This window comes from Planococcus chinensis (assembly GCF_020071995.1).
Classification (GTDB): Bacteria; Bacillota; Bacilli; order Bacillales_A; family Planococcaceae; genus Planococcus; species Planococcus chinensis_A.
This window is the reverse complement of record NZ_JABWTK010000002.1, coordinates 218,166-238,208: the sequence shown is the minus strand read 5'-3', so window position 1 is coordinate 238,208 and position 20,043 is coordinate 218,166. Positions and strand designations below refer to the sequence as shown.

21 protein-coding genes and 1 tRNA gene are annotated in these 20,043 nt (G+C 46.0%); 14 read left to right on the top strand and 8 right to left on the bottom strand.

Going from position 1 to position 20,043, the window contains the following annotated elements; translation table 11 throughout:
• Window positions 1-771, top strand: a complete 771-nt coding sequence (fabI, locus tag HU147_RS04280) for an enoyl-ACP reductase FabI (protein ID WP_224075067.1) — start codon at window positions 1-3, stop codon at window positions 769-771.
• Between the two features lie 62 nt (window positions 772-833).
• On the opposite strand, the gene HU147_RS04275 is transcribed toward fabI, so the two are convergent.
• The 3 genes from HU147_RS04275 to HU147_RS04265 all read right to left on the bottom strand — a co-directional run bounded on the left by HU147_RS04275 (window position 834) and on the right by HU147_RS04265 (window position 2,582).
• Window positions 834-1,265 carry a GNAT family N-acetyltransferase gene (locus HU147_RS04275; RefSeq protein ID WP_224075066.1) on the bottom strand — a complete coding sequence of 144 codons (432 nt, stop codon included), beginning with the start codon at window positions 1,263-1,265 and terminating at the stop codon, window positions 834-836.
• Window position 1,266: 1 nt separating this feature from the next.
• Window positions 1,267-1,785, bottom strand: coding sequence for a YjcG family protein (locus HU147_RS04270; protein ID WP_224075065.1), 519 nt, complete (start codon window positions 1,783-1,785; stop codon window positions 1,267-1,269).
• Window positions 1,786-1,859: 74 nt separating this feature from the next.
• Window positions 1,860-2,582: an alpha/beta hydrolase gene (locus tag HU147_RS04265; RefSeq protein WP_224075064.1), complete on the bottom strand. Its 723-nt coding sequence runs from the start codon at window positions 2,580-2,582 to the stop codon at window positions 1,860-1,862.
• A gap of 103 nt (window positions 2,583-2,685) precedes the next feature.
• Between HU147_RS04265 and HU147_RS04260 the strand changes: the two genes are divergently transcribed.
• From HU147_RS04260 to HU147_RS04245, 4 genes are all read left to right on the top strand, one after another.
• Window positions 2,686-3,270 (top strand): phosphatidylglycerophosphatase A family protein, encoded by a 585-nt coding sequence (locus HU147_RS04260; protein ID WP_224075063.1) that lies wholly within the window; start codon window positions 2,686-2,688, stop codon window positions 3,268-3,270.
• A 110-nt stretch (window positions 3,271-3,380) separates the two neighbouring features.
• Window positions 3,381-4,370 (top strand): TAXI family TRAP transporter solute-binding subunit, encoded by a 990-nt coding sequence (locus HU147_RS04255; protein ID WP_224075062.1) that lies wholly within the window; start codon window positions 3,381-3,383, stop codon window positions 4,368-4,370.
• A gap of 77 nt (window positions 4,371-4,447) precedes the next feature.
• Window positions 4,448-4,972: a DUF1850 domain-containing protein gene (locus HU147_RS04250; protein WP_224075061.1), complete on the top strand. Its 525-nt coding sequence runs from the start codon at window positions 4,448-4,450 to the stop codon at window positions 4,970-4,972.
• A gap of 25 nt (window positions 4,973-4,997) precedes the next feature.
• On the top strand, window positions 4,998-6,995 hold the full coding sequence (locus HU147_RS04245; RefSeq protein ID WP_224075295.1) for a TRAP transporter permease: 1,998 nt from the start codon (window positions 4,998-5,000) through the stop codon (window positions 6,993-6,995).
• Window positions 6,996-7,133: 138 nt separating this feature from the next.
• On the opposite strand, the gene HU147_RS04240 is transcribed toward HU147_RS04245, so the two are convergent.
• From HU147_RS04240 to HU147_RS04230, 3 genes are all read right to left on the bottom strand, one after another.
• Window positions 7,134-7,206, bottom strand: a tRNA-Val gene (locus tag HU147_RS04240).
• A 52-nt stretch (window positions 7,207-7,258) separates the two neighbouring features.
• Entirely contained in the window at window positions 7,259-7,780 is a 522-nt protein-coding gene (locus tag HU147_RS04235) for a 2'-5' RNA ligase family protein (protein ID WP_224075060.1), read from the bottom strand.
• Window positions 7,781-7,794: 14 nt separating this feature from the next.
• On the bottom strand, window positions 7,795-8,517 hold the full coding sequence (locus HU147_RS04230) for a thermonuclease family protein (RefSeq protein ID WP_224075059.1): 723 nt from the start codon (window positions 8,515-8,517) through the stop codon (window positions 7,795-7,797).
• Window positions 8,518-8,607: 90 nt separating this feature from the next.
• Between HU147_RS04230 and HU147_RS04225 the strand changes: the two genes are divergently transcribed.
• Window positions 8,608-9,453, top strand: a complete 846-nt coding sequence (locus HU147_RS04225) for a DNA-3-methyladenine glycosylase family protein (protein WP_224075058.1) — start codon at window positions 8,608-8,610, stop codon at window positions 9,451-9,453.
• Between the two features lie 96 nt (window positions 9,454-9,549).
• Here HU147_RS04225 and HU147_RS04220 read toward each other — a convergent pair whose 3' ends face one another.
• Window positions 9,550-9,693 (bottom strand): hypothetical protein, encoded by a 144-nt coding sequence (locus HU147_RS04220; protein ID WP_224075057.1) that lies wholly within the window; start codon window positions 9,691-9,693, stop codon window positions 9,550-9,552.
• A gap of 119 nt (window positions 9,694-9,812) precedes the next feature.
• Between HU147_RS04220 and HU147_RS04215 the strand changes: the two genes are divergently transcribed.
• The 6 genes from HU147_RS04215 (at window position 9,813) to HU147_RS04190 (ending at window position 15,762) form a co-directional block, all read left to right on the top strand.
• The gene (locus tag HU147_RS04215) at window positions 9,813-10,739 is read left to right on the top strand and encodes a Gfo/Idh/MocA family protein (RefSeq protein ID WP_224075056.1); all 927 of its coding nucleotides are present in this window, start codon (window positions 9,813-9,815) and stop codon (window positions 10,737-10,739) included.
• A gap of 62 nt (window positions 10,740-10,801) precedes the next feature.
• Window positions 10,802-12,190, top strand: coding sequence for an aldehyde dehydrogenase (locus tag HU147_RS04210; RefSeq protein WP_224075055.1), 1,389 nt, complete (start codon window positions 10,802-10,804; stop codon window positions 12,188-12,190).
• Window positions 12,191-12,251: 61 nt separating this feature from the next.
• On the top strand, window positions 12,252-12,950 hold the full coding sequence (locus HU147_RS04205; RefSeq protein ID WP_036807238.1) for a response regulator transcription factor: 699 nt from the start codon (window positions 12,252-12,254) through the stop codon (window positions 12,948-12,950).
• The gene (locus tag HU147_RS04200) at window positions 12,934-14,304 is read left to right on the top strand and encodes a sensor histidine kinase (protein ID WP_224075054.1); all 1,371 of its coding nucleotides are present in this window, start codon (window positions 12,934-12,936) and stop codon (window positions 14,302-14,304) included. The genes HU147_RS04205 and HU147_RS04200 overlap by 17 nt, the downstream gene beginning before the upstream one ends.
• Window positions 14,301-14,999: a PepSY domain-containing protein gene (locus HU147_RS04195; RefSeq protein WP_224075053.1), complete on the top strand. Its 699-nt coding sequence runs from the start codon at window positions 14,301-14,303 to the stop codon at window positions 14,997-14,999. The genes HU147_RS04200 and HU147_RS04195 overlap by 4 nt, the downstream gene beginning before the upstream one ends.
• 151 nt (window positions 15,000-15,150) lie before the next feature.
• Window positions 15,151-15,762 (top strand): PepSY domain-containing protein, encoded by a 612-nt coding sequence (locus tag HU147_RS04190; RefSeq protein WP_224075052.1) that lies wholly within the window; start codon window positions 15,151-15,153, stop codon window positions 15,760-15,762.
• A gap of 28 nt (window positions 15,763-15,790) precedes the next feature.
• Here HU147_RS04190 and HU147_RS04185 read toward each other — a convergent pair whose 3' ends face one another.
• Complete coding sequence (locus HU147_RS04185) at window positions 15,791-17,362, bottom strand: two-component system sensor histidine kinase NtrB (RefSeq protein ID WP_224075051.1); 1,572 nt, start codon at window positions 17,360-17,362, stop codon at window positions 15,791-15,793.
• 108 nt (window positions 17,363-17,470) lie between these two features.
• Here HU147_RS04185 and HU147_RS04180 point away from each other — a divergent pair, with 108 nt between their 5' ends.
• Both HU147_RS04180 and HU147_RS04175 read left to right on the top strand, forming a co-directional pair.
• Complete coding sequence (locus HU147_RS04180; RefSeq protein WP_224075294.1) at window positions 17,471-18,520, top strand: M42 family metallopeptidase; 1,050 nt, start codon at window positions 17,471-17,473, stop codon at window positions 18,518-18,520.
• 10 nt (window positions 18,521-18,530) lie between these two features.
• The gene (locus HU147_RS04175; protein WP_224075050.1) at window positions 18,531-19,991 is read left to right on the top strand and encodes a UDP-N-acetylmuramoyl-L-alanyl-D-glutamate--2,6-diaminopimelate ligase; all 1,461 of its coding nucleotides are present in this window, start codon (window positions 18,531-18,533) and stop codon (window positions 19,989-19,991) included.
• Window positions 19,992-20,043: the final 52 nt, after the last annotated feature.

The window sequence follows — 20,043 nt, the reverse complement described above, 5'->3', positions numbered from 1 at the left end:
ATGTCAATTTCATTAGCAGGAAAGACATACGTCATTATGGGTGTAGCCAACAAGCGGAGCATTGCGTGGGGGATTGCACGATCATTGGACCAGTCCGGAGCCCGTTTAATCTTTACATATGCCGGCGAACGTTTCGAAAAATCGGTCCGGGATTTGGTAGCGACGTTGGATGGCAATCATGAACTGATTTTGCCATGTGATGTTACAAGCGATGAAAGTGTGGAAAGTTGTTTTGCATCAATCAAAGAAGAAGTGGGCAGCATTGATGGATTGGCTCACTGCATCGCTTTTGCTAAAACGGAAGAATTGGCAGGCGACTTTTCGGATACTTCACGCGACGGATTCTTACTGGCTCAAAACATCAGCTCGTATTCGTTGACGGTCATTGCGAAGCACGCGAAGCCGCTTATGACAGAAGGCGGAAGCATTGTCGCATTGACTTATATCGGCGGAGAGCGTGTAATGCCGAACTATAACGTTATGGGCGTTGCAAAAGCTTCCCTTGAAATGTCTGTACGTTATTTGGCAGCAGACCTTGGACGCCACTGCATTCGGGTAAATGCCATTTCTTCGGGCCCGATCCGTACATTGTCTTCAAAAGGCGTCAGCGACTTCAACAGCATTCTTCATGAAATTGAAGAAAAAGCACCGCTTCACCGCAACACGACACCGGAGGAAGTCGGAGACACTGCGGCTTTCCTATTCAGCGATATGTCACGTGGAATTACCGGAGAAACAATCCACGTCGACAGCGGGTATCACGTTCTTTAAAAATTACTTTTGAAATGAAGAAAAATAAAAGCAGGACAGCCATTTAAGGCTGTCCTGCTTTTTTACATGATTTTTTTCTCCATGCCGCGGTGTGGAATCCCGGCATCCATAAATTCAGGAGTCGTTACGACAAAATCGAGTTTTTCGTAAAATGGGATGGCATGGGACTGGGCATTGAGTTTCAACGTAAACAATCCCGCTTTCAAGGCGTACTGTTCCATTTCCTGCATCATGAGTATCCCAGCATGAAGCCCCCGGTATTCAGGGAGAACGCATACCCGTTCAATCTTGCCTGTGCCCATTTCAATTTCACGAATGCGCGCAGCCGCAATTGGCTGTTCAAGCTCATAGCCCACAAAATGAATAGCTGATTCATCAAATTCATCCATTTCAACGTGCAAAGGAACCCCTTGCTCTTCGACAAATACTTTTCTTCTTACTTCAAATGCCTGTTCTTTTTCAAGTGGCGTTTCTGCAATTGTTACTTTCTGCAATTTACTGGTCATCTCCCGTTAAGCGGAATGTATCATAAACTGTCCAAGACCCGTCTTCCAGCTGATAGAGCAAATGGATACGGTCAATGATTTCTTCATGGTCAATGCCGACCATTTTTAATTGGCCGAAGATGTCTGCATGTTCCGAATCGGACATTTTTTGCGCAATGGTGATATGAGGAACGTAAGAATATTTAGTCTGGCTGTCATAAAAATCGGTATGCAAATCTTTATGCAAAGCTAAAATTCCTGGATCCGGATCGACTTTGAAATACAAAGTATTGGTTAAAGGAGAAAATGTGCTCACACGGGTAGCGTGAAGAGTAAACGGTTTATGGCGCTTCGCTATTTCTTCCAATCCCTGCACAAGTTTATCCGTTTCATTTTCATCCACTTCAAACGCATCTTTAAGTGTCATGTGCGGTGTGATTAATTCATAATGCGGATCGTAACGTTTACGGTATGAATTCGCAACGTCCTGCAATTTTTTTGCCGGAAAAGCAACAACTCCAAATTTCATAAAAAACCCTCCTAGTCAGTAGTGAAAATTCTAAAATTATTATACCAAAAAAATTTCTAGGCAGGAACGCCTGACTATAGACCGAAATTTTGGAGCAAAGCGCGTTTAAGGTCTGGCTGCCAATGCTTCCAGGTGTGGTCTCCATCAAATTCTTCATAAAAGATGGAAAACCCTTTATTTTTCAGTAAATTATTTAATTCTCTGTTGGGTTCAAGGAAATCGGCAGTACCACCGGAAGTTAATTTTACAGCAGTTTCGCCTTTGCCAATTACATGATATACAGTAAAGGAGTTGGCAGAGTTAAAGTTATCCACTGCAGTCATCAGCTCATCACTGACTTTTGGCGACTGCAAAATCACGCGTCCAAAGATGTTCGGATATTTTAAAGCCGCGCTAAGCGATACGGTAGCTGCGAGTGAATCGCCGATTAAAGCACGCCCCATGCCGACTTGGTATGTCGGATAATGCTCGTCTAAATACGGGACCAGCTCGTGGGCCAAGAAACGCAAATAAGCGCCATGTTTTTCGCCGGTTGGTTCATACTTGCTGCTGCGGTCTTTTACATTCTTATAAGGAACACCGACAAAAATGATATTTTCAATCTCGTTGTTTTCCAAAAGCTCATCCGCTATACGCGGCAGCCGCCCTAGCTGGAAATAATCTTTTCCGTCTGATGCAATGATTAAAGTATATTTATATAATGGTGAAAAATTAGAAGGAAGGTAAACCAGTAACTGCATTTCCTCCTGTAATTCGTTGCTGTAAATAGTTAAATCCTGGACACTGCCTCTATTCATCAATAAACCTCCTAGTGCTTTCTGTACGAAAATTGTAACATATTCGAAGAGAGAGGTATAATGGGCAGGAAAGCTAAAGAAAAAAAGGAAGGGGATGTTTGGAATGGATGGAGGAAAATTCCGTGTACATTCAAACGATGTAACAAAAGCAACACATGAAGCCTTAGAACGCAGAGGGATAACCCTAGATGAAATTGCAAGAATCGTACTGGAAATGCAGTTGCCCTATAATGCCGGACTGACAATCGACCATTGCATTGAATCGGTTGAAAGCGTTCTCCGGAAACGCGAAATGCAGCACGCGCTGCTCGTCGGCATTGAACTGGATGAGCTGGCGGAACAAGGGAAATTGTCAAGTCCGCTTCAGCAGATCGTCGATTCGGATGAAGGGTTGTTTGGGGTAGACGAAATGATCGGCCTCGGAGCCGTTCTGACCTATGGGAGCATTGCTGTGACCACTTTCGGCCATTTAGACAAGAATAAGGTAGGAATCATCCGCAAGCTGGATACGAAAGCCGGTGGAGCGGTCCATACATTCTTGGATGATTTGGTGGCAAGCATTGCTGCTTGTGCATCTGCCCGCATAGCGCACCGGACAAGAGATTTAGAAGAAAGAGGCATGACCTTCGAGGATGTGGCTCCAGAAGATACAGCACCGGAAACGCATGTAGAAGGCGCAGAAACTTGAGAAGAGTTCCATTTCCTTAGTATTTTTGGAAAATTCAGTTGGCATACATGTCTAAAGGCATGTTATGATTAATTTGAAATATGAAAAAAATACAAAGGGGGATTTTACTTATGGCAAACAAAAAATTTGGATTGTTCGCTGCAATTGCGCTTGCTGGTTCGGTTTTGTTGGCAGGCTGCGGGGGAGACTCAGCAACTGACAGCGGCGGCAGCGGCGAAGGCGGGGGTGCAGAAAACCCTGAGTTCCTGAGCATCTTGACTGGCGGTACGACAGGCACATACTATCCGCTGGGCGGAGCAATGGCAACAATCATTGAAAACGAAACAGGCATTGACACGACTGCCGAGTCTTCACAAGCTTCTGCGGCAAATATGACAGCGCTTGCTGACGATGCAGGACAGATTGCTTTCGTACAGACGGACACTGCTTTCTACGCAGCTGAAGGATCGAATATGTTTGAAGGCGAAGTCATTGATACGGTTTCAGCAATCGGTGCTCTTTATCCCGAAACGATTCAATTGGTAACGACTGCTAATTCAGGCATTGCTGCATTTGAAGATTTAAAAGGCAAAAAAGTTTCAGTAGGAGCTCCGGGTTCTGGAACATATATCAACGCGGAACAACTACTTGAAATTCATGGCATGACGATGGAAGATGTGGAAGCACAAAACTTGGATTTCGCTGAATCACAAGAAAGCCTGCAGGCAGGACAAATCGATGCTGCCTTTATTACGGCAGGAACTCCTACTGGTGCGGTTGAAAGCTTAGGGGCGACTACGGATGTCGTAATCGTGCCGGTTGCTGAAGATAAAGCGACTGAGTTGATTGAAAAATATCCATACTATGCAAAAGATACAGTCCCATCCGGAACTTACGGATTAACCGAAGACGTACCGACTGTGTCGGTTCTAGCGATGCTGGTTGCACAGAACGATTTGTCTGAAGATCTGGTATATGACATTACAAAAGCAATATACGAAAATACCGATCAAATTCAGCACGCCAAAGCGGAGTTCATTAAAGCGGAAACAGCTTTGGATGGCATCGGAATTGATATTCATCCAGGCGCACAAAAGTACTTTGATGAAGTCAATCAATAAAATCTCTTAAAATAACAGACGATAAAGCGCAAGCTTTATCGTCGTTATTTATGTTTTTTTGATGGAGGAGACATTGTATGCATTTTTTGCCCAGGCGCCGAGCTCTGATTGTGGTGCCGGTCCTCATCCTCATTATCTTCGCAATTGCTTTATTTCCATTGAAAAGAAGTTATGTGTTTTACGACAATCATACCGAAAAAATAGCCGGCTATCTTCCGCTTGAAAAAACAGATTTCCAGATTAAATATATCCATTCCATCCACCTTTCAGAAGTGCTGGAGAGCTATAAAGTTCTCCCGGACAACAGGTTGAAGCTAGTGGAACTGGAATATGAAGATTTCAATATCGGCATGCCTTCCAATGCAGGAGAAGGAGAAACTTTTGTCGAAAAAGATGGAAAATACTTTATCAAAAATATGAAAAGAGAGTTGGCGGATTTCCGTTTGCTTGTGGGTGATGTCGATGCCGGATTATATTTTTTAACAGGCGAAAAGGAATTTGATCTGAAAAAAAACCTTGAACGCGGCAAGTCATACACGTTCCGGGTTCAGCGCCTGTCTGCTTTTCAGCAACTTAAAGGAGTGAAACTCAATGAGCAATAAACTGCCTCCAGAAGAAAGAGAAGAAATGAAGCTGCCTCCTGAAGACGATGCGTACATCTCAGAAGAAAAGCAGAAAGAGATTCTGCAAAAATATGATCCGGAATCCAATACACGTGATTTAGGCGGATTCATAAAGCACGTCGTATTTTTCGGGTTATTGGCTTTTTCCTTATTCCAATTATATACTGCGATTTTTGGCCAATACACGGCCTATATTCAGCGGTCGATTCACTTAGGTTTTGCCTTGTCGTTGATTTTTCTATTATTCCCTGCTTTTAAAAGAAAAGGCGAGCGGCATAAAGTTGCATTTTACGATTATATTTTAGCTTTGTTGTCCGTCGGGGTCGGGCTTTATTGGCCGATCATGTACGATGATTTGGTATTTCGAATCGGCCGGGTGACGGAGCTGGATTTGATCGTCGGAATTTTGGCTGTCCTGCTGACGCTTGAAGCGACACGCCGGGCGGTTGGGCTTCCAATTACCATCATTTCGTCCCTTTTCTTGGCCTATGCCTTTTTTGGGCCTTATTTCCCAGGGTTCTTGCGGCACCGGGGACAGGATCTCGATTCTGTTATCCAATTGATGTTTTATACCACAGATGGCATCTTAGGGACACCAATCAGTGTTTCAGCGACATTCATTTTTGTCTTCTTGCTGTTTGGCGCATTCCTTGTGAAAACAGGGGTCGGCCAATACTTTAATGATTTAGCAGTTTCTTTAGCTGGACATTTGATCGGCGGACCTGCAAAAGTGGCCATCTTTTCCAGTGCACTGCAAGGAACGATTTCGGGCAGTTCCGTTGCGAACGTGGTAACTTCGGGATCTTATACAATTCCGATGATGAAAAAATTAGGCTATAAAAAAGAGTTTGCCGGTGCAGTAGAAGCTACTGCTTCTACCGGCGGCCAGATTATGCCACCAATTATGGGGGCGGCTGCATTCTTGATGGTTGAATTCATCGGAGGGATTACATATTGGGAAATCGCTAAAGCGGCTGCTATTCCAGCGATTCTGTATTTCTCCGGAGTATGGATTATGACACATTTTGAAGCGAAGCGCCTTGGATTAAAAGGGCTTTCTAAAGAAGAGATGCCAAATAGAAAAGAAGTATTGAAAAAGATTTATCTATTGCTGCCCATTGTGGCAATAATTTTCTTCTTGCTAATAGGCGTGCCTACAATGCATGCAGCTTTATACGGCATTGTGCTGACGATAGTGGTCAGCGCGTTTAACAAAGATACACGATTGAGCTTCAAAGACATGGTCCATGCACTTGTAGATGGAGCTAGAACAGCCTTAGCTGTGGCGGCAGCTACTGCAGCAGCCGGCATTATTGTTGGAGTAGTAGTTAAAACGGGGTTAGGTTTGAGTTTAGCGAATGGACTGGTTTCTGCATCAGGCGGAAGTATTTTGTTAACTCTATTCTTCACCATGCTCGCCGCTATTGTACTTGGCATGGGGTCGCCAACCACGGCGAACTATGTCATCACTTCTACAATTGCAGCACCCGCCATTATTACACTCTTAATGCTCGATGAGCCAGCTGGAGCGGCAGTGCCAATAGTTGTAGCTATTTCTGCACATTTATTTGTTTTCTATTTCGGTATTATCGCCGATATAACACCGCCGGTGGCACTAGCAGCATTTGCTGCGTCCGGCATTTCGGGAGGAGAGCCGATCCGTACCGGCTTTATTGCAGCAAAGCTTGCTGCAGCGGCATTCATCATTCCGTATATGTTCGTTCTGTCGCCTGCGCTTCTGATGATTGATACAACATGGTCCGAATTGACCTGGGTGTTAATTACTGCGTTTGCCGGAATGATAGCAGTTGGAGCAGGTTTGATCGGATACTGGTACCGAAAAGTCACTTGGATTGAACGCATTATAGCGCTTGCTACAGGGTTGGCTTTGATTTATCCGGAAGGAATCTACTCCTACGTTGGAGCAGTTGTATTTATTGTTTTATGGGCTATTCAATGGATGGCGCGGGATAAAAAAGTGCCTAAGACATCTGAAGCCTAGTATAGAGAATGGGTGCGTGAAGTCTATTGCTTCGCGCACCCATTTTTTTATGAGAAAAATAAAAAACCGCTGCCAAAAGGCAACGGTTTTTTCTAAGCAAACTTTGTTCCTAAAGCTTGCTGCGGGTTTGGCACCCAATGATTCCTACTGGGCTCGAACCAGCGACCTCTACCCTGTCAAGGTAGCGCTCTCCCAGCTGAGCTAAGGAATCTCATTTCCAGGACAAATATAATTATATCGCGCCCAAAAAAAAAGTCAATAGCTTATTCAGCAAGAAAAATACTCCATTCGGTTTGTGCTTTTCCTTGGACAACAGACCAGCATTCGATAGCAGCCGCCTTTGCTTTAAAAGGCTCGAATTCCATGGAAAGCCGTGCAAACAGCGGTCCCCAGAACGGCGGCGCAATATGATTGATAATGGTCGCATGGGGAACCCATTGTTCCGGCATATAGTAAGCATTATGCCCGGGAAATTCCTGCGTCGACAGACTGAGTGCCGAATGCAGTTGGGCTAACGGCTTGGTGACAATCGGCGCCGCGTAAAAACTGCCTTGCTGTTTGAAGAAGCCGAGGGAAGCGAAAGACAAAGGAAATTGCTTCATTTTTACGACCCAAGGTTCAATTGCTTTTTTCAGCTCAAGCGGATTGGATTGTGTGAATGACTGCAGCGTAAGATGCGGCGGCAAAGCCGCTTTTTGTTTTAAGGCGGCAGCCTGCGCCTGCTGTTGAAGCTGCTCTAAAATTGTCGACGACTGGTAATCAAGCCGTAAAACGATCACTTGCATAATTAACCTCCTTGTCAGCTTCCGGTGCTTCTAAACCCTGCATCTTTTGCTTCTTGTTCTGAACAAAACCATTCCTCAGGATTGGTCTGCTCATAGGACCCTTCACCCGGCAAATGATAAATCTTATTGCCGTTCCGGTTGATATTTCCTTTGATTCGGCAATCGCCTTTTGGTGAATCTGATGTGGATGAATTAGGTTCTTTTCCGTAGGCATCGGAATTGAAACCGCGCTCTGTTGAATAGTTTTCAAACTCCCAAATGCCGATTCCCGCTTCTTTGGCAGAAGCTTCCACTTCTTCGAATTCGTCAATATAGCGGGTATTCGGAGGATAAACATAGGCTACGCGTGCATAACCTGATTCAAGCAGCTGTTCCTGCACGCTTTCCCCGTCCACATAAATATAAGCAAGCAAACGGCCGTAGTCATCGAAACGGTCGCCTACATCAAATTCAATCGAAACGTCTCCTGATTCGATGAGGCGTTTGTTTTCATTGGTCGCTTCGCTGCCAAGGGGCTGTTTTCCGAGGCGCGGATGATTGGTTTCCGGCGTATCCACCAGCAAATAACGGACTGTCTCTTCTTTGCCTTCATATATGATCTTGATGGTGTCTCCGTCAATTACGGAAGTGACTTCTACTTCAATTTGGTCTGTTGTTCCGGCAGTATCGGTGGACTCCAATACTGCGCATCCTGTGAGCAGCATCAAGGCTACAAGTAAAGCTGTAATTTGTTTCATGTCTATCCCTGCTTTCATTTTCCCATTATATTTCCTGCTTCTCCGGCTTGCAATCAAAATCTGGGTGGGATACGGTTGAAGAAAAAGGAGATGAGAGAAATGCGAATGGAATTGCCATTTGCCTATGATTTCGACCGTGCACTAGAGCGGCTGTCCCTTGATCCATTGCATGCAGTTGATCTGTCGGACCGCTCCGTCCGGATTCCGATGCCAGAGGGCAATGTTGCAAAGGTGAAAGCAAAAGGGACCAGCGAAAGCCCAGTGTTTAAAATAATCGATGCAATAGAAGAACAAATGGCGTTGATAGCTGACATCATGCATTTCAATCGTTCTCTCGAACCGGTCATGGACCATTTTCGAGGTACCAGCCTTGCCCATCTGTTTGAGGAACATAAAGGGACGCCGCTGATCCGTGAGTTTTCACTTTATGGATCCTTGATGAAAAGCATCATCCACCAGCAATTGAACTTATCGTTTGCCCATACCTTAACGAGCCGATTTGTCCAAACTTACGGGGAACAAAAAGAGGGCGTCTGGTTTTATCCGGCTCCTGAAACGATTGCGCAACTTGATCCGGTGAATTTAAGGGAACTTCAATTCAGCACACGAAAAGCTGAATACGTCATTGGGCTGTCCCGAGCCATTGCAAGCGGGGAATTGGTTTTAGAAGACTTGGCAAAGCTGGAAGATGATGAAGTGACCGCCCGGTTGGTTCATTACAGAGGGATTGGCCCGTGGACTGCCCAAAGTTTTCTGATGTTCGGGATGGGCCGCCCCAACTTATTTCCTTTGGCGGATATCGGCTTGCAAAATGCCTTGAAAATCCAATGGGGACGGCCAGAAAAACCGAAAGCTGAAGAAATCCTCCTCCATCTGCCTGAATGGGAGCCTTATCTTTCTTACGCTTCGCTGTATCTTTGGAGAAGCGTGGAATAAAATCGTCCGGACATGACAAAACGCCTTTTCAATATAGATTGAACAAGGCGTTTTCTATGTATTGCAGCGTCTGATTACGGTTGTTAGGGGCACCAATTAGGCATGGGTCTCCATGTCGATTTGCGGCTCATCAAAATATAAAAACGATTCCTGATCCAGGCTGTCCAACTTCTCTTTGTTTAGTCCAACTTCCAATTCTCCTGAAAAAATCGGTTCCCACCAGTTTGCTTGTTTGTTCATAATGTTTTCCTCCTTGGTTTGTGTTGTAATTGTTTGACTATTCTATACCCCTAAAGGTTACACTAATAAACAGAGAGAGCTAAAATAAGCCTTTAGGCCTTACAGAAAAGAGGGATAAGATGATTTCAATTGGGATTATCGGAGCAGGAATTGTAGGAGAGCGCATCATTAAACAAATTCAGCAAGAAGGCAGAGTGCAAATCAAAGGCGTTTATGACGAGCAGCATGAGCGCCTGCAATATCTGCATGACACATATGGGGTGCCAGTTTGCGAGTCTTTCGAATCGATTCTCCATGCCAATATCGATTGGTTGTATATCGGAACGCCGCCAGCTTCCCATGCAGAAATTGCCAAACGTGCAGCGGGTGCCGGCATCCATGTGCTAAGCGAGAAACCGCTTGCACATAATGCGGAAGACGGAAAAAAAATGGTGGAAGCAGCAGAAAAAAACCGGATCCGCACAGCGATGCATTTCCCGCTCATGTATAAGCCGGCTGTACACGATATGGTCAAGCGCATCCGGAGCGGCAATATCGGAAAAGTGGTGCGTATTGAGCTGCAGACCTTTTTCCCGGACTGGCCACGGGCGTGGCAGCAAAATCCGTGGATTGTATCAAGAAGCCAGGGCGGCTTTGTAAGGGAAGTGTTTCCTCATTACCTCCAACTCTTTAATCGGGTATTCGGAGAGTTGACAATTTTGTCCCATCATATCACTTACCCCGAACAAGCCGAGCTTTGCGAAACGGGAATCGTTGCGCACGGGGTAACAGCTGGCAACATTCCATTTTTAATCACTGGGCTTAGCGGCATCGGCCAAAAAGAGTTGCTGCAATTCAAAGTGTATGGCGAAGAAGGCGTCTTGACGCTGGAAAACTGGTCGGATTTATACGAAGAAAGAAAATACGAAGAACGGAAGCCGATTACGGATTTTATGGAAGTTCCTTCGCTGTTCCAGGCAATGCGTGAACAGTCCACTTTTTTGGTGCCTTTCGAAGAAGGGCTTGTCGTGCAGCGTTATATCGACCAATTGCTTGCAGAAAAGTAAATGAAGTGAAGTTTTAAAAAAATCATGCTAAGATGGTCCCACTAAGAAGGAGGCTATAATAAATGGAAGTTACTGCATTGACGGTTGAACAAATGATTAATGAACAGCGTAATTTCTTTTACACAGGTGCCACTAAAAGCGTCAGTTTCCGAAAAGCGCAGCTCGACCGGCTGAAGCAAGCCATAAAAGTTCACGAAAACGAAATTCTCCACGCCTTGAAATTGGATTTAGGAAAAAGTGAATTTGAAGCCTATGCGACCGAAGTAGGGTTCATTCTTGATAGCATCGGTTATATGTCGAAGCACCTGGACAACTGGATGGAGCCGGAACAAGTGAAGACACCGCTTCATCTCCAGCCTGCCAAAAGTTTTGTCATTCGGGAACCGTATGGGTCCGTTCTCATTATCGGACCATTCAATTATCCGTTCCAATTAATCATGGAACCGTTGATCGGGGCGATTGTCGGAGGGAATTGTGCAATTGTCAAACCTTCCGAAACCACGCCGAACGTGACAAAAGTGATCCGCACTATTATTGAAGAAGCCTTCCCCTCCTACTATATCCGGGTCGTTGAAGGCGAGCGCGAAGAAGTGACAGCACTTATTCATGCATCTTTTGATTATATTTTCTTCACAGGCAGCGTCAATGTCGGGAAAGTGATCATGAAAGCTGCATCGGAACGCCTGACGCCGATTACGCTGGAACTGGGCGGCAAAAGCCCGGCAATCGTCGACCAGACGGCTAATCTTGACTTGGCGGTAAAACGCATCGCATGGGGGAAATTGATGAATACCGGCCAGACTTGTGTAGCGCCGGATTACGTCTGCGTCCATGAATCGGTCAAAGAAGAGTTCATGAAAAAATTGATCAAGACCATCCGGAGTTTCTACGGAAAAGACGCACTGAAAAGTCCGGATTACGGGCGCATCGTTTCCGTTCAGCATTTCGACCGGCTCGCTGAGATCATCAAAAAAGAATCGGCAAATATTGTGACTGGCGGCGGGATGGACCGCAATGAGCGTTATATTGAACCGGTTGTACTCGACAATATCAACTGGGACAGCCCATCGATGGAAGAGGAACTGTTCGGGCCGATTTTGCCGGTCATCACGTACAACGATCTGCCTGCACTGCTGCGCCAAATCCGCAAATTGCCGAAGCCGCTTTCCGCTTATATGTTTTCTGAAAATGAGCGGGCCACTAACTTCTTCCTGGAAGAATTGCCATTTGGCGGCGGCTGCATCAACGATACGGTGTCCCATGTCGGCAGCGTCTACCTGCCGTTTGGCGGAGTCGGTACTTCGGGGGTTAATTCCTACCACGGAAAAACGAGTTTTGAAACTTTTACTCATGCAAAATCCATCTTGAAAAAATCGACCAAACTGTCGACCAATGTTCTGTTTCCGCCTTATGGCAACAAAGTGAATATGGTTAGAACCTTATTGAAATAAGCGGCCTCCGGGTCGCTTTTTTCTTTATGTTTGCTAGAATAAACAGTAAGAGGTGACGGATATGACAGAGCGTATTCTGATAGTGGAAGATGAAAAAAGCATAGCACGCGTGTTGGAACTGGAACTTACATATGAAGGCTATCAAACAGGAGTGGCCCATACAGGTTCGGAAGGGCTGATTCAGTTCCGCGAAAACGAATGGGATTTGATCTTGCTTGATTTGATGCTGCCTGAAATCCATGGATTGGATGTACTAAAACGCATTCGTACTTCCGATCCGGCCATTCCGGTTATTTTACTGACAGCGAAAAACGATGTGAAAGATAAAGTGGCCGGCCTTGATTTGGGCGCAAATGATTACGTAACGAAACCATTTGAAATTGAAGAGCTGCTTGCCCGCATCCGTGCATGCCTGCGGCAGTCGACAGGGAACGGGAATTCTGAAGTTCGCCGTTTTGAACAGCTGGAATTGAACGAAACGACGCGTGAGGTTATCCGCAGCGGACGCTCGGTCGAACTGACGCCGCGTGAATTTGATTTGCTGCTGTACTTGATGCAGCATCCGCAGCAAGTGCTGAGCCGCGAACAAGTGTTGAATGCCGTCTGGGGCTACGACTACTACGGGGATACTAATGTCATCGATGTCTATATCCGCTATTTGCGGAAAAAAATCGATGCAGGTGAGCCCTCCACTTATATCCAGACAGTTCGGGGCGTAGGTTATGTCCTGAAGGAGCATGTCCATGAAGCTAAAAAATAAAATCCATATTTGGACCACTTTGCTAATGCTGGTCATTCTGCTGGTGCTTATGATCGTCATCTACTTTTCGTTCAGCCGGTTAACGTATTCAACGGAAGTGGACCAGCTTCGCACTGAGGCCAATCTAGTGGTTGCAAAGCTGAATGAGAATCCGGCAGATCCCCAGAATGTGCTTCGGGGATATGTGCCGGTGAACGGTTCAATTCAAGTTACCCGTGGCGGCAAGGAACTGATCCGGACGATTCAAGACCCTGCGGTTCCAACAGAACTTCCTGCAGGCTTGCCGGATGCTTCCGGAACCATTCAAGCGGAAGATGAGCTATTCGCTTATGTGACGACGCCGATCATTTGGACGGACGGCGAAGTGGCAAATTTGACGATTGCCCAATCGATGAGGGAAGTGAGCGGCAATCTTCAAACGCTGCGGCTGGTGTTGATCACGGTAACTTTGCTGGCCATGATACCGGTAGTGGTTTCAAGCATCGTCCTCGGGCGGCTTATTACGAAGCCAATTACCGATCTTACCAATACGATGACGCGCATCCAGCGCAACGGCCAATTTGAGAAGCTGCAGATCACCGAGGAAACGAATGATGAAATCGGGCAGATGGGCCGGACATTCAATGAAATGATGGCCCTTCTTGAAGAAAACTATACCAAGCAGGAACAGTTTGTCTCGAATGCGTCCCATGAATTGAAAACGCCTTTAACGGTCATTGGCAGCTATGCCAAACTTCTGCAGCGGCGCGGAATGCAGGATGAAAAAATCGCCGATGAAGGATTGACAGCCATCCGGACTGAAACTGACCGCATGAAGGCATTGATTGAACAGCTTTTGCACATTGCCCGCCAAAGCGAGGCGCAGCTTGAATTGACCAACGTGAATGTCACGAAAGTACTTGAGCAAACGACTGCAGCGCTTGGGACTTCCTATAACCGGGAATTCCGGCTGACGGCCAGTTCTCCGGAATTATACGTCACGACCGATTTGGCGAAACTCAAGCAGCTGTTGTATATCCTGCTCGACAATGCGCGGAAATACTCAAGCGGCCGTATTGAAGTGATTGCAAAAAACGAAGGGCACACTGTTATCCAAATCCGGGATTATGGCATCGGCATTCCTAAAGAATCGCTGCCGTTTATCTTTGAACGTTTCTACCGTGTGGATAAAGCGCGAAGCCGTGACACCGGAGGATCCGGACTTGGCTTATCCCTTGCCAAACAATTGGCTGATTCACTGGGAGTCAAGCTGGAAATTGAAAGCATTGAACAAATGGGTACGACAGTTTCCATCATTTTCTCATCGGATTTTAATGTTGGCGCGGTACAATCAAGCCAGGAGGGATCAGGATGAAAAAATGGATGTTAATGGCGGCCGGGACGGTTTTGCTTGGAGTAATTGTCATTGCCTTTCTCTTGAATCCGTTTATCGGCAGCGAAAGCATCAGTGCACAAGAGGCAGAGCAGTCGGTGCTGGACCTATACGGAGGAGAACTTGTCGGAACTTCCGAAGTGGACAACCGTTTTGCGGTGGATTTCAATAAAGCGGATGGCCTTTATACCGCAATGGTCAACAAAGCGACGGGACAGGTGGAATCGATGAAACTGATCGAGAAAAAAGAACCAGCCACCCGTTTGACCGAAGAACAGGCAGGAGCGGCTGCATTAAAAAAAGTGGACGGAGCGCTGGAAAGCGTCACGTATTTGAAAGACAACCAGCAATACGAAGTGAAAATAAAAGATGAAAAAAATATCACAACTGTGCTTGTAGCAGCGGTGACAGGAGAAATTGGGAACATCACCGCTGAACCCATTGCGAAACCGGATGTGAAACCGGAGCCCGAACCGGATGCGGCCATCACCCAGGACGAAGCCATTGCGATTGCGAAACAGACGCTCGACGGCGAAGTACAGGAAGCCGAGTTTGTACAGACCGAAGGCGGAGGCTATTATCTGATCGAAATTGAAAATGAAGAATCCGAACGGGAAGTGACGGTCCAGATCCATGCAATCCGTGGTGAAACCTTAACGGTTGAATGGGACGATTAAACAAAAAAACACTCAAGCGGGAAAGTTGCCTTTCTGCCTGAGTGTTTTTTTGTTTCCTTAAATTTCTCATCAAATTCTAATAAACCCTTAATCGTCTTCACAGAAGCGGGGGCTATAGTAAAGATAGAACATATGAAGAGGAGAGATTAACATGAAAAAATTCATTTACATCCCGGTAGTAGCAGGCGCGTTAACTTTTGGAGGAATTGTACTGGCCAACACAGACGCAAATCCAGCAGGAACATCTGAAACCAATTCAAACAGTGCCAATGTCCAAAACAGCAATCAGCAGTCTAACCAAAAAGCACCGAAGCTTACGTTTGATGACGCTTCTGCAAAAGCGCTTGAAATTGTGGGCGGAACCATCACAGACATTGAATTGGAAAGAAATATGAACCGTGCTTACTATGAAGTAGACGTGACGCACGAAGGCTATGAGTACGATTTGAAATTTGATGCCAACACAGGGGAAGTCTTGGAACAAAAACGTGAAAAAGAAGACGACCGCGATGACGATTCAGACGATATCGTCTCAACGGAAGGCTTGATCAGTTCGGAAGAAGCAACAAAAGCTGCCCTTGCAGCAGCTAATGGCACGGTAAAAGACATGGAATTGGACAATGACGACGGTATTGCACAATACGAATTTGAAATCGAAGACGGCAAAACCGAACACGAAGTGACCGTCAATGCAAAAGACGGTTCCATCATCAAACATGAAACTGACAAGAATGATAACGATGACGACAACGACGATGATTGATTAAAAAAAGAGCCCTTGGGCTCTTTTTTTACGCTTTTGGCAAAAGAATAGTGGCGGTGGTGCCGTTTCCTTCCTGGCTGTCGATTTCCAGGCTGCCGCCGTGTTCACGGATGATTTTTTGGGAAATAATCAGGCCGAGGCCCGTTCCAGTCGCTTTGGTGGTGTAAAACGGTTCAAAAATACGCGCCATTACTTCTTCGGGAATGCCAACGCCATTATCCCGAATGCGCAGCGAGACGAATCCATCGTCGAAGTTTTCAATAACTAAGGTGATTTCACCTTGCCGCTCGATTGCATCGATTGAGTTTTTAATCAGGTTGATCAACACTTGCTTCAGCTGATGATCTGCCGCCCGGACATTAAAATCATCTTGTTCCCAATGTTTAATGAATTCAATGCCTTGCCGATTCAGCTCGGGGCCGAACAAGACAAAGATGTCCTCCAATGTCTGGCGAAGACTGATCCTTTTGGCTTCAGAAGCCTGCGGTTTAGACAATACCAGAAATTCACTGATGATAAGGTTGATGCGCTCCAGTTCGGATTGGATCAAATTCGTGTAATCTTTGTATGGATAATCCAGATCATTATGCATCATTTGGACAAAGCCTGAGATAACCGTCATGGGATTTCGGACTTCGTGGGCAACGCCAGCGGCGATTTCGCCGGCAAGTTTCATTTTTTCAGCTTGGACAATCAGCCGTTCCGCTTCTTTTTGATACGAAATATCCCGTGAAATAACGGAAGTAGCCACTACATTTCCTGCTTCGTCTGTAATGGGCGACAAAGTGATTTGGGCATGGAAGCGGGTGCCGTCTTTTTTGGCGTCTACGGTTTCAAGCAAAGAAAAACTTTCGCCTTTTTGGACTTGCAGGGTGCGAACGGCCGCTTCTTCTGATTTTTCAGGAGGAACGAGCGAAATCGACTGCCCGATGCATTCTTCCAATGTCCAGCCGTACAATTCTTCAAAAGCGGGATTGATGGCAATGATTTTATTGTCCTTATCAAAAACGGCAAACGCGTCTTTGGCTGTTTCAAAAAACAGCTGAAGGTAGCCTTCTTTTGAAATCAGCGCTTTTTCCATCGATTCGTTCTGCTGCTCCAGCTGAGACCAGATCCGGCTGAAATAAATCGAATGAAGCGTAGTCAAAAGCAGGATGCAGAGTATAAAAACAAATAGCGATAAATGAACATAGTGGACAGATGCCCTGCCGCTTAATTCGTCAAAAACAAAAGCCAGTAAAAAGGTTTCGATGGCGGTCAACACCCCTAAGGCGATGATCGGCAAAGTATCGTAGTACAAGGCGGATGCAATAATCGGGATCGCAAAGTAGATGACCGTTACTGCAGACAAGGCCTCAAAATTTAAGATAAATACATAAAGGTTCATGAAAAGAAGAACCAGAATTTGAATTTTCCGCTCATTATACTTTACGGTTTGCAGGACAAGCAAGACAATATAAGCTGCGAGTCCGAACAAAGGGGAGTAAATGGCCATAGGAAAATCTGCAATAAGCGGGAGAAGCAAATGGATAACGCTCGCGCCTCCAAATAAATGGATAAATAGCCTGTTTCTGTTTTGATTGGTTGAAGAACGCTCCATAATGCACCTCAATCTTGGGGATTCGTACTAATATTACTATAGAATGCCCTGTCAGAACATGTTTCATTTTGATATGATAAAGTAATCAGGGAGGCGTTAAGCATGGCAATAGAGTGGAATAAGCAAGAAACGCTGGATTTATTGAAAGAGCTAGTGGAAATTCCCAGTCCATCGGGCTACACAATGGACATTATGAAGACCATCAAAAAACACTTGGACGACTGGAATGCTGAATACAGGATGACCCAAAAAGGGGCGGTCATTGCGACCATTCATGGGAAAGACCAAAGCAGGCACCGCTTGTTGACAGCCCATGTCGATACACTCGGCGCGATGGTTAAAGAAATCAAACCGACCGGCCGCTTGAAATTATCACTTGTCGGCGGGTTTAAATTTAATGCGATTGAAGGCGAGAACTGCCTTATACATAAATCGGATGGAACGACTTTGTCTGGAACGATTTTGATGCATCAGACAACGGTCCACGTCTACAAGGACGCCGGCACCGCAGATCGGGACGAAAATAATATGGAAGTCCGTCTGGATGAAAAAGCCTTTTCAGCAGATGAAGTCCGTGCACTCGGCATCGAAGTGGGCGATTTTGTATCGTTTGACCCGCGTTTTGCAGCGACGGATTCCGGATACATCAAATCCCGCCATCTGGATGATAAAGCCAGCACGGCGCTGCTGCTTCAATTGCTTAAGCAATTGAAGGCGACGGGCGAAGAATTGCCGCATACTACCCATTTCTACATTTCAAATAATGAAGAAATCGGATACGGCGGAAACTCCAATATTCCGGAACAAACAGCAGAATATATTGCAGTGGATATGGGGGCAATCGGTGATGGCCAAACGTCGGACGAATACACCGTATCGATTTGTGCCAAAGACTCGAGCGGACCTTATCACTATGGCCTGACCCGCCATTTAATTGCATTGGCGAATCAGCACCAGATCGATTACAAAGTCGACATTTATCCGTATTACGGATCGGATGCTTCAGCGGCAATCGGAGCGGGGGCAGACGTCAAACATGCCTTATTCGGTCCAGGGATTGAAGCATCGCATTCCTATGAACGCACCCATGTCGATTCATTGAAAGCCGCGGGGGCATTGCTTCACGCATATGTCATGTCTCCGCTAGTTACAGAGTAGGAGGATTTTCATGAACACACAACAATTGATCGAAAATATTCCTTATAATCAATTGATCGGGACATTGCCGGAAACGGTTGAACACATTACCATGGATTCCCGTGAAGTGAGAAGAGGATCTGTTTTTATTTGCATCAAAGGATATACGGTGGATGGCCATGACTTTGTCCAGCAGGCAGCTGTGCAAGGTGCTGTCCTGATTGTATCTGAGCAGCCGATTGACTTGCCGGACACACCGGTGTTGGTCGTCGCAGATTCAGACCGGACCCTTGGTTTGCTTGCAGCCAAATTTTACAGCTACCCGTCGAAAGAAATGCAGATGATTGGTGTAACCGGCACGAACGGAAAAACAAGCGTGTCCGGAATTCTGCATTCCATGCTGATGGAGCTCGGCAAAACTTCCGCGGTAACCGGCACCATCGGCTTTAACCTGAACGGGGAATTGCATCCGTCAGCGAATACGACAAGTGACGCATTGACTACGCAGCAAATGATTGCGAAAGCCAAAGAAGCAGGCTGTTCCCATATGACGATGGAAGTTTCTTCCCATGGGCTCGTGCTTGGGCGCTTAGCTGGAGTAGAATTCAATACGGCGATTTTCACTAATTTAACGCATGACCACCTGGACTTCCACGGGACGATGGAAGAATACGGCCATGCAAAAGGCCTGCTGTTTTCACAGCTGGGCCAGAATCTTCAGGAGAAAAAGCAAGCCGTTTTGAACGCTGACGATCCTTGGTCGAAGAAGTATGCGGATATGACTTCACATCCCGTTTATACATATGGAGTGAAAGAAGCGGCTCAGTTTAAAGCAGGAAATATCGAAATGGGTGACCAAGGCACAAAATTTACATTGATCTGTCCTGAAGGCGAATTTGCTGTTTCGATGAAGTTGCTTGGTCAATTCAATGTATCCAATGCACTGGCGGCAATTACCGCCTTGTATGCAGAAGGATTCGAGTTGACAGAAGTTCTGTCGGCCTTGTCACGGATTTCTCCGGTAGAAGGGCGCATGCAAAAAGTGGAATTGGATGCTCCAGTTTCCATCTTTATCGATTACGCGCATACACCGGATGCCATCGAAAAAGCCATTGACGCAGTAGCTGATTTCAAGACGAACCGGATCATTTTCTTAGTCGGTACAGGCGGGAACCGGGACAAGACGAAACGGCCGATCATGGCACAAAAAGCTTCCGTTGCCGATTATGTAGTGTTGACGACGGATGATCCGCGCTACGAGGAATACGACAGTATTTTAAACGATCTGCAAACCGGCATGGAACATGCCAACTTTGCCTGCATCGGCGACCGGGCAGAAGCGGTCAGACATGCGGTTGCTCAAGCCGAGCCGGGGGATATCATCATTTTGGCAGGAAAAGGCCATGAGGATTACCAGATCATCGGCTCGACAAAATATCCGCATAGCGACAAAGAAATTGCCGTCCAGGAAGCCATGAAAAAATTCCGTTGAAAAGAAGCCATATCCGGCTTCTTTTTTCACGTCCAAGGTTGAAATCCCTTGT

Coding starts and splice junctions, on each gene's coding strand:
- fabI (WP_224075067.1), top strand. CDS start 1: ATGTCAATTTCATTAGCAGGAAAGACATACGTCATTATGGGTGTAGCC.
- HU147_RS04245 (WP_224075295.1), top strand. CDS start 4,998: ATGAAGCTGCCTCCTGAAGACGATGCGTACATCTCAGAAGAAAAGCAG.
- HU147_RS04250 (WP_224075061.1), top strand. CDS start 4,448: ATGCATTTTTTGCCCAGGCGCCGAGCTCTGATTGTGGTGCCGGTCCTC.
- HU147_RS04190 (WP_224075052.1), top strand. CDS start 15,151: ATGAAAAAATTCATTTACATCCCGGTAGTAGCAGGCGCGTTAACTTTT.
- HU147_RS04235 (WP_224075060.1), bottom strand. CDS start 7,780: ATGCAAGTGATCGTTTTACGGCTTGATTACCAGTCGTCGACAATTTTA.
- HU147_RS04175 (WP_224075050.1), top strand. CDS start 18,531: ATGAACACACAACAATTGATCGAAAATATTCCTTATAATCAATTGATC.
- HU147_RS04195 (WP_224075053.1), top strand. CDS start 14,301: ATGAAAAAATGGATGTTAATGGCGGCCGGGACGGTTTTGCTTGGAGTA.
- HU147_RS04185 (WP_224075051.1), bottom strand. CDS start 17,362: ATGGAGCGTTCTTCAACCAATCAAAACAGAAACAGGCTATTTATCCAT.
- HU147_RS04215 (WP_224075056.1), top strand. CDS start 9,813: ATGATTTCAATTGGGATTATCGGAGCAGGAATTGTAGGAGAGCGCATC.
- HU147_RS04225 (WP_224075058.1), top strand. CDS start 8,608: ATGAGAGAAATGCGAATGGAATTGCCATTTGCCTATGATTTCGACCGT.
- HU147_RS04270 (WP_224075065.1), bottom strand. CDS start 1,785: ATGAAATTTGGAGTTGTTGCTTTTCCGGCAAAAAAATTGCAGGACGTT.
- HU147_RS04265 (WP_224075064.1), bottom strand. CDS start 2,582: ATGAATAGAGGCAGTGTCCAGGATTTAACTATTTACAGCAACGAATTA.
- HU147_RS04210 (WP_224075055.1), top strand. CDS start 10,802: ATGGAAGTTACTGCATTGACGGTTGAACAAATGATTAATGAACAGCGT.
- HU147_RS04205 (WP_036807238.1), top strand. CDS start 12,252: ATGACAGAGCGTATTCTGATAGTGGAAGATGAAAAAAGCATAGCACGC.
- HU147_RS04255 (WP_224075062.1), top strand. CDS start 3,381: ATGGCAAACAAAAAATTTGGATTGTTCGCTGCAATTGCGCTTGCTGGT.
- HU147_RS04260 (WP_224075063.1), top strand. CDS start 2,686: ATGGATGGAGGAAAATTCCGTGTACATTCAAACGATGTAACAAAAGCA.
- HU147_RS04200 (WP_224075054.1), top strand. CDS start 12,934: ATGAAGCTAAAAAATAAAATCCATATTTGGACCACTTTGCTAATGCTG.
- HU147_RS04220 (WP_224075057.1), bottom strand. CDS start 9,693: ATGAACAAACAAGCAAACTGGTGGGAACCGATTTTTTCAGGAGAATTG.
- HU147_RS04230 (WP_224075059.1), bottom strand. CDS start 8,517: ATGAAACAAATTACAGCTTTACTTGTAGCCTTGATGCTGCTCACAGGA.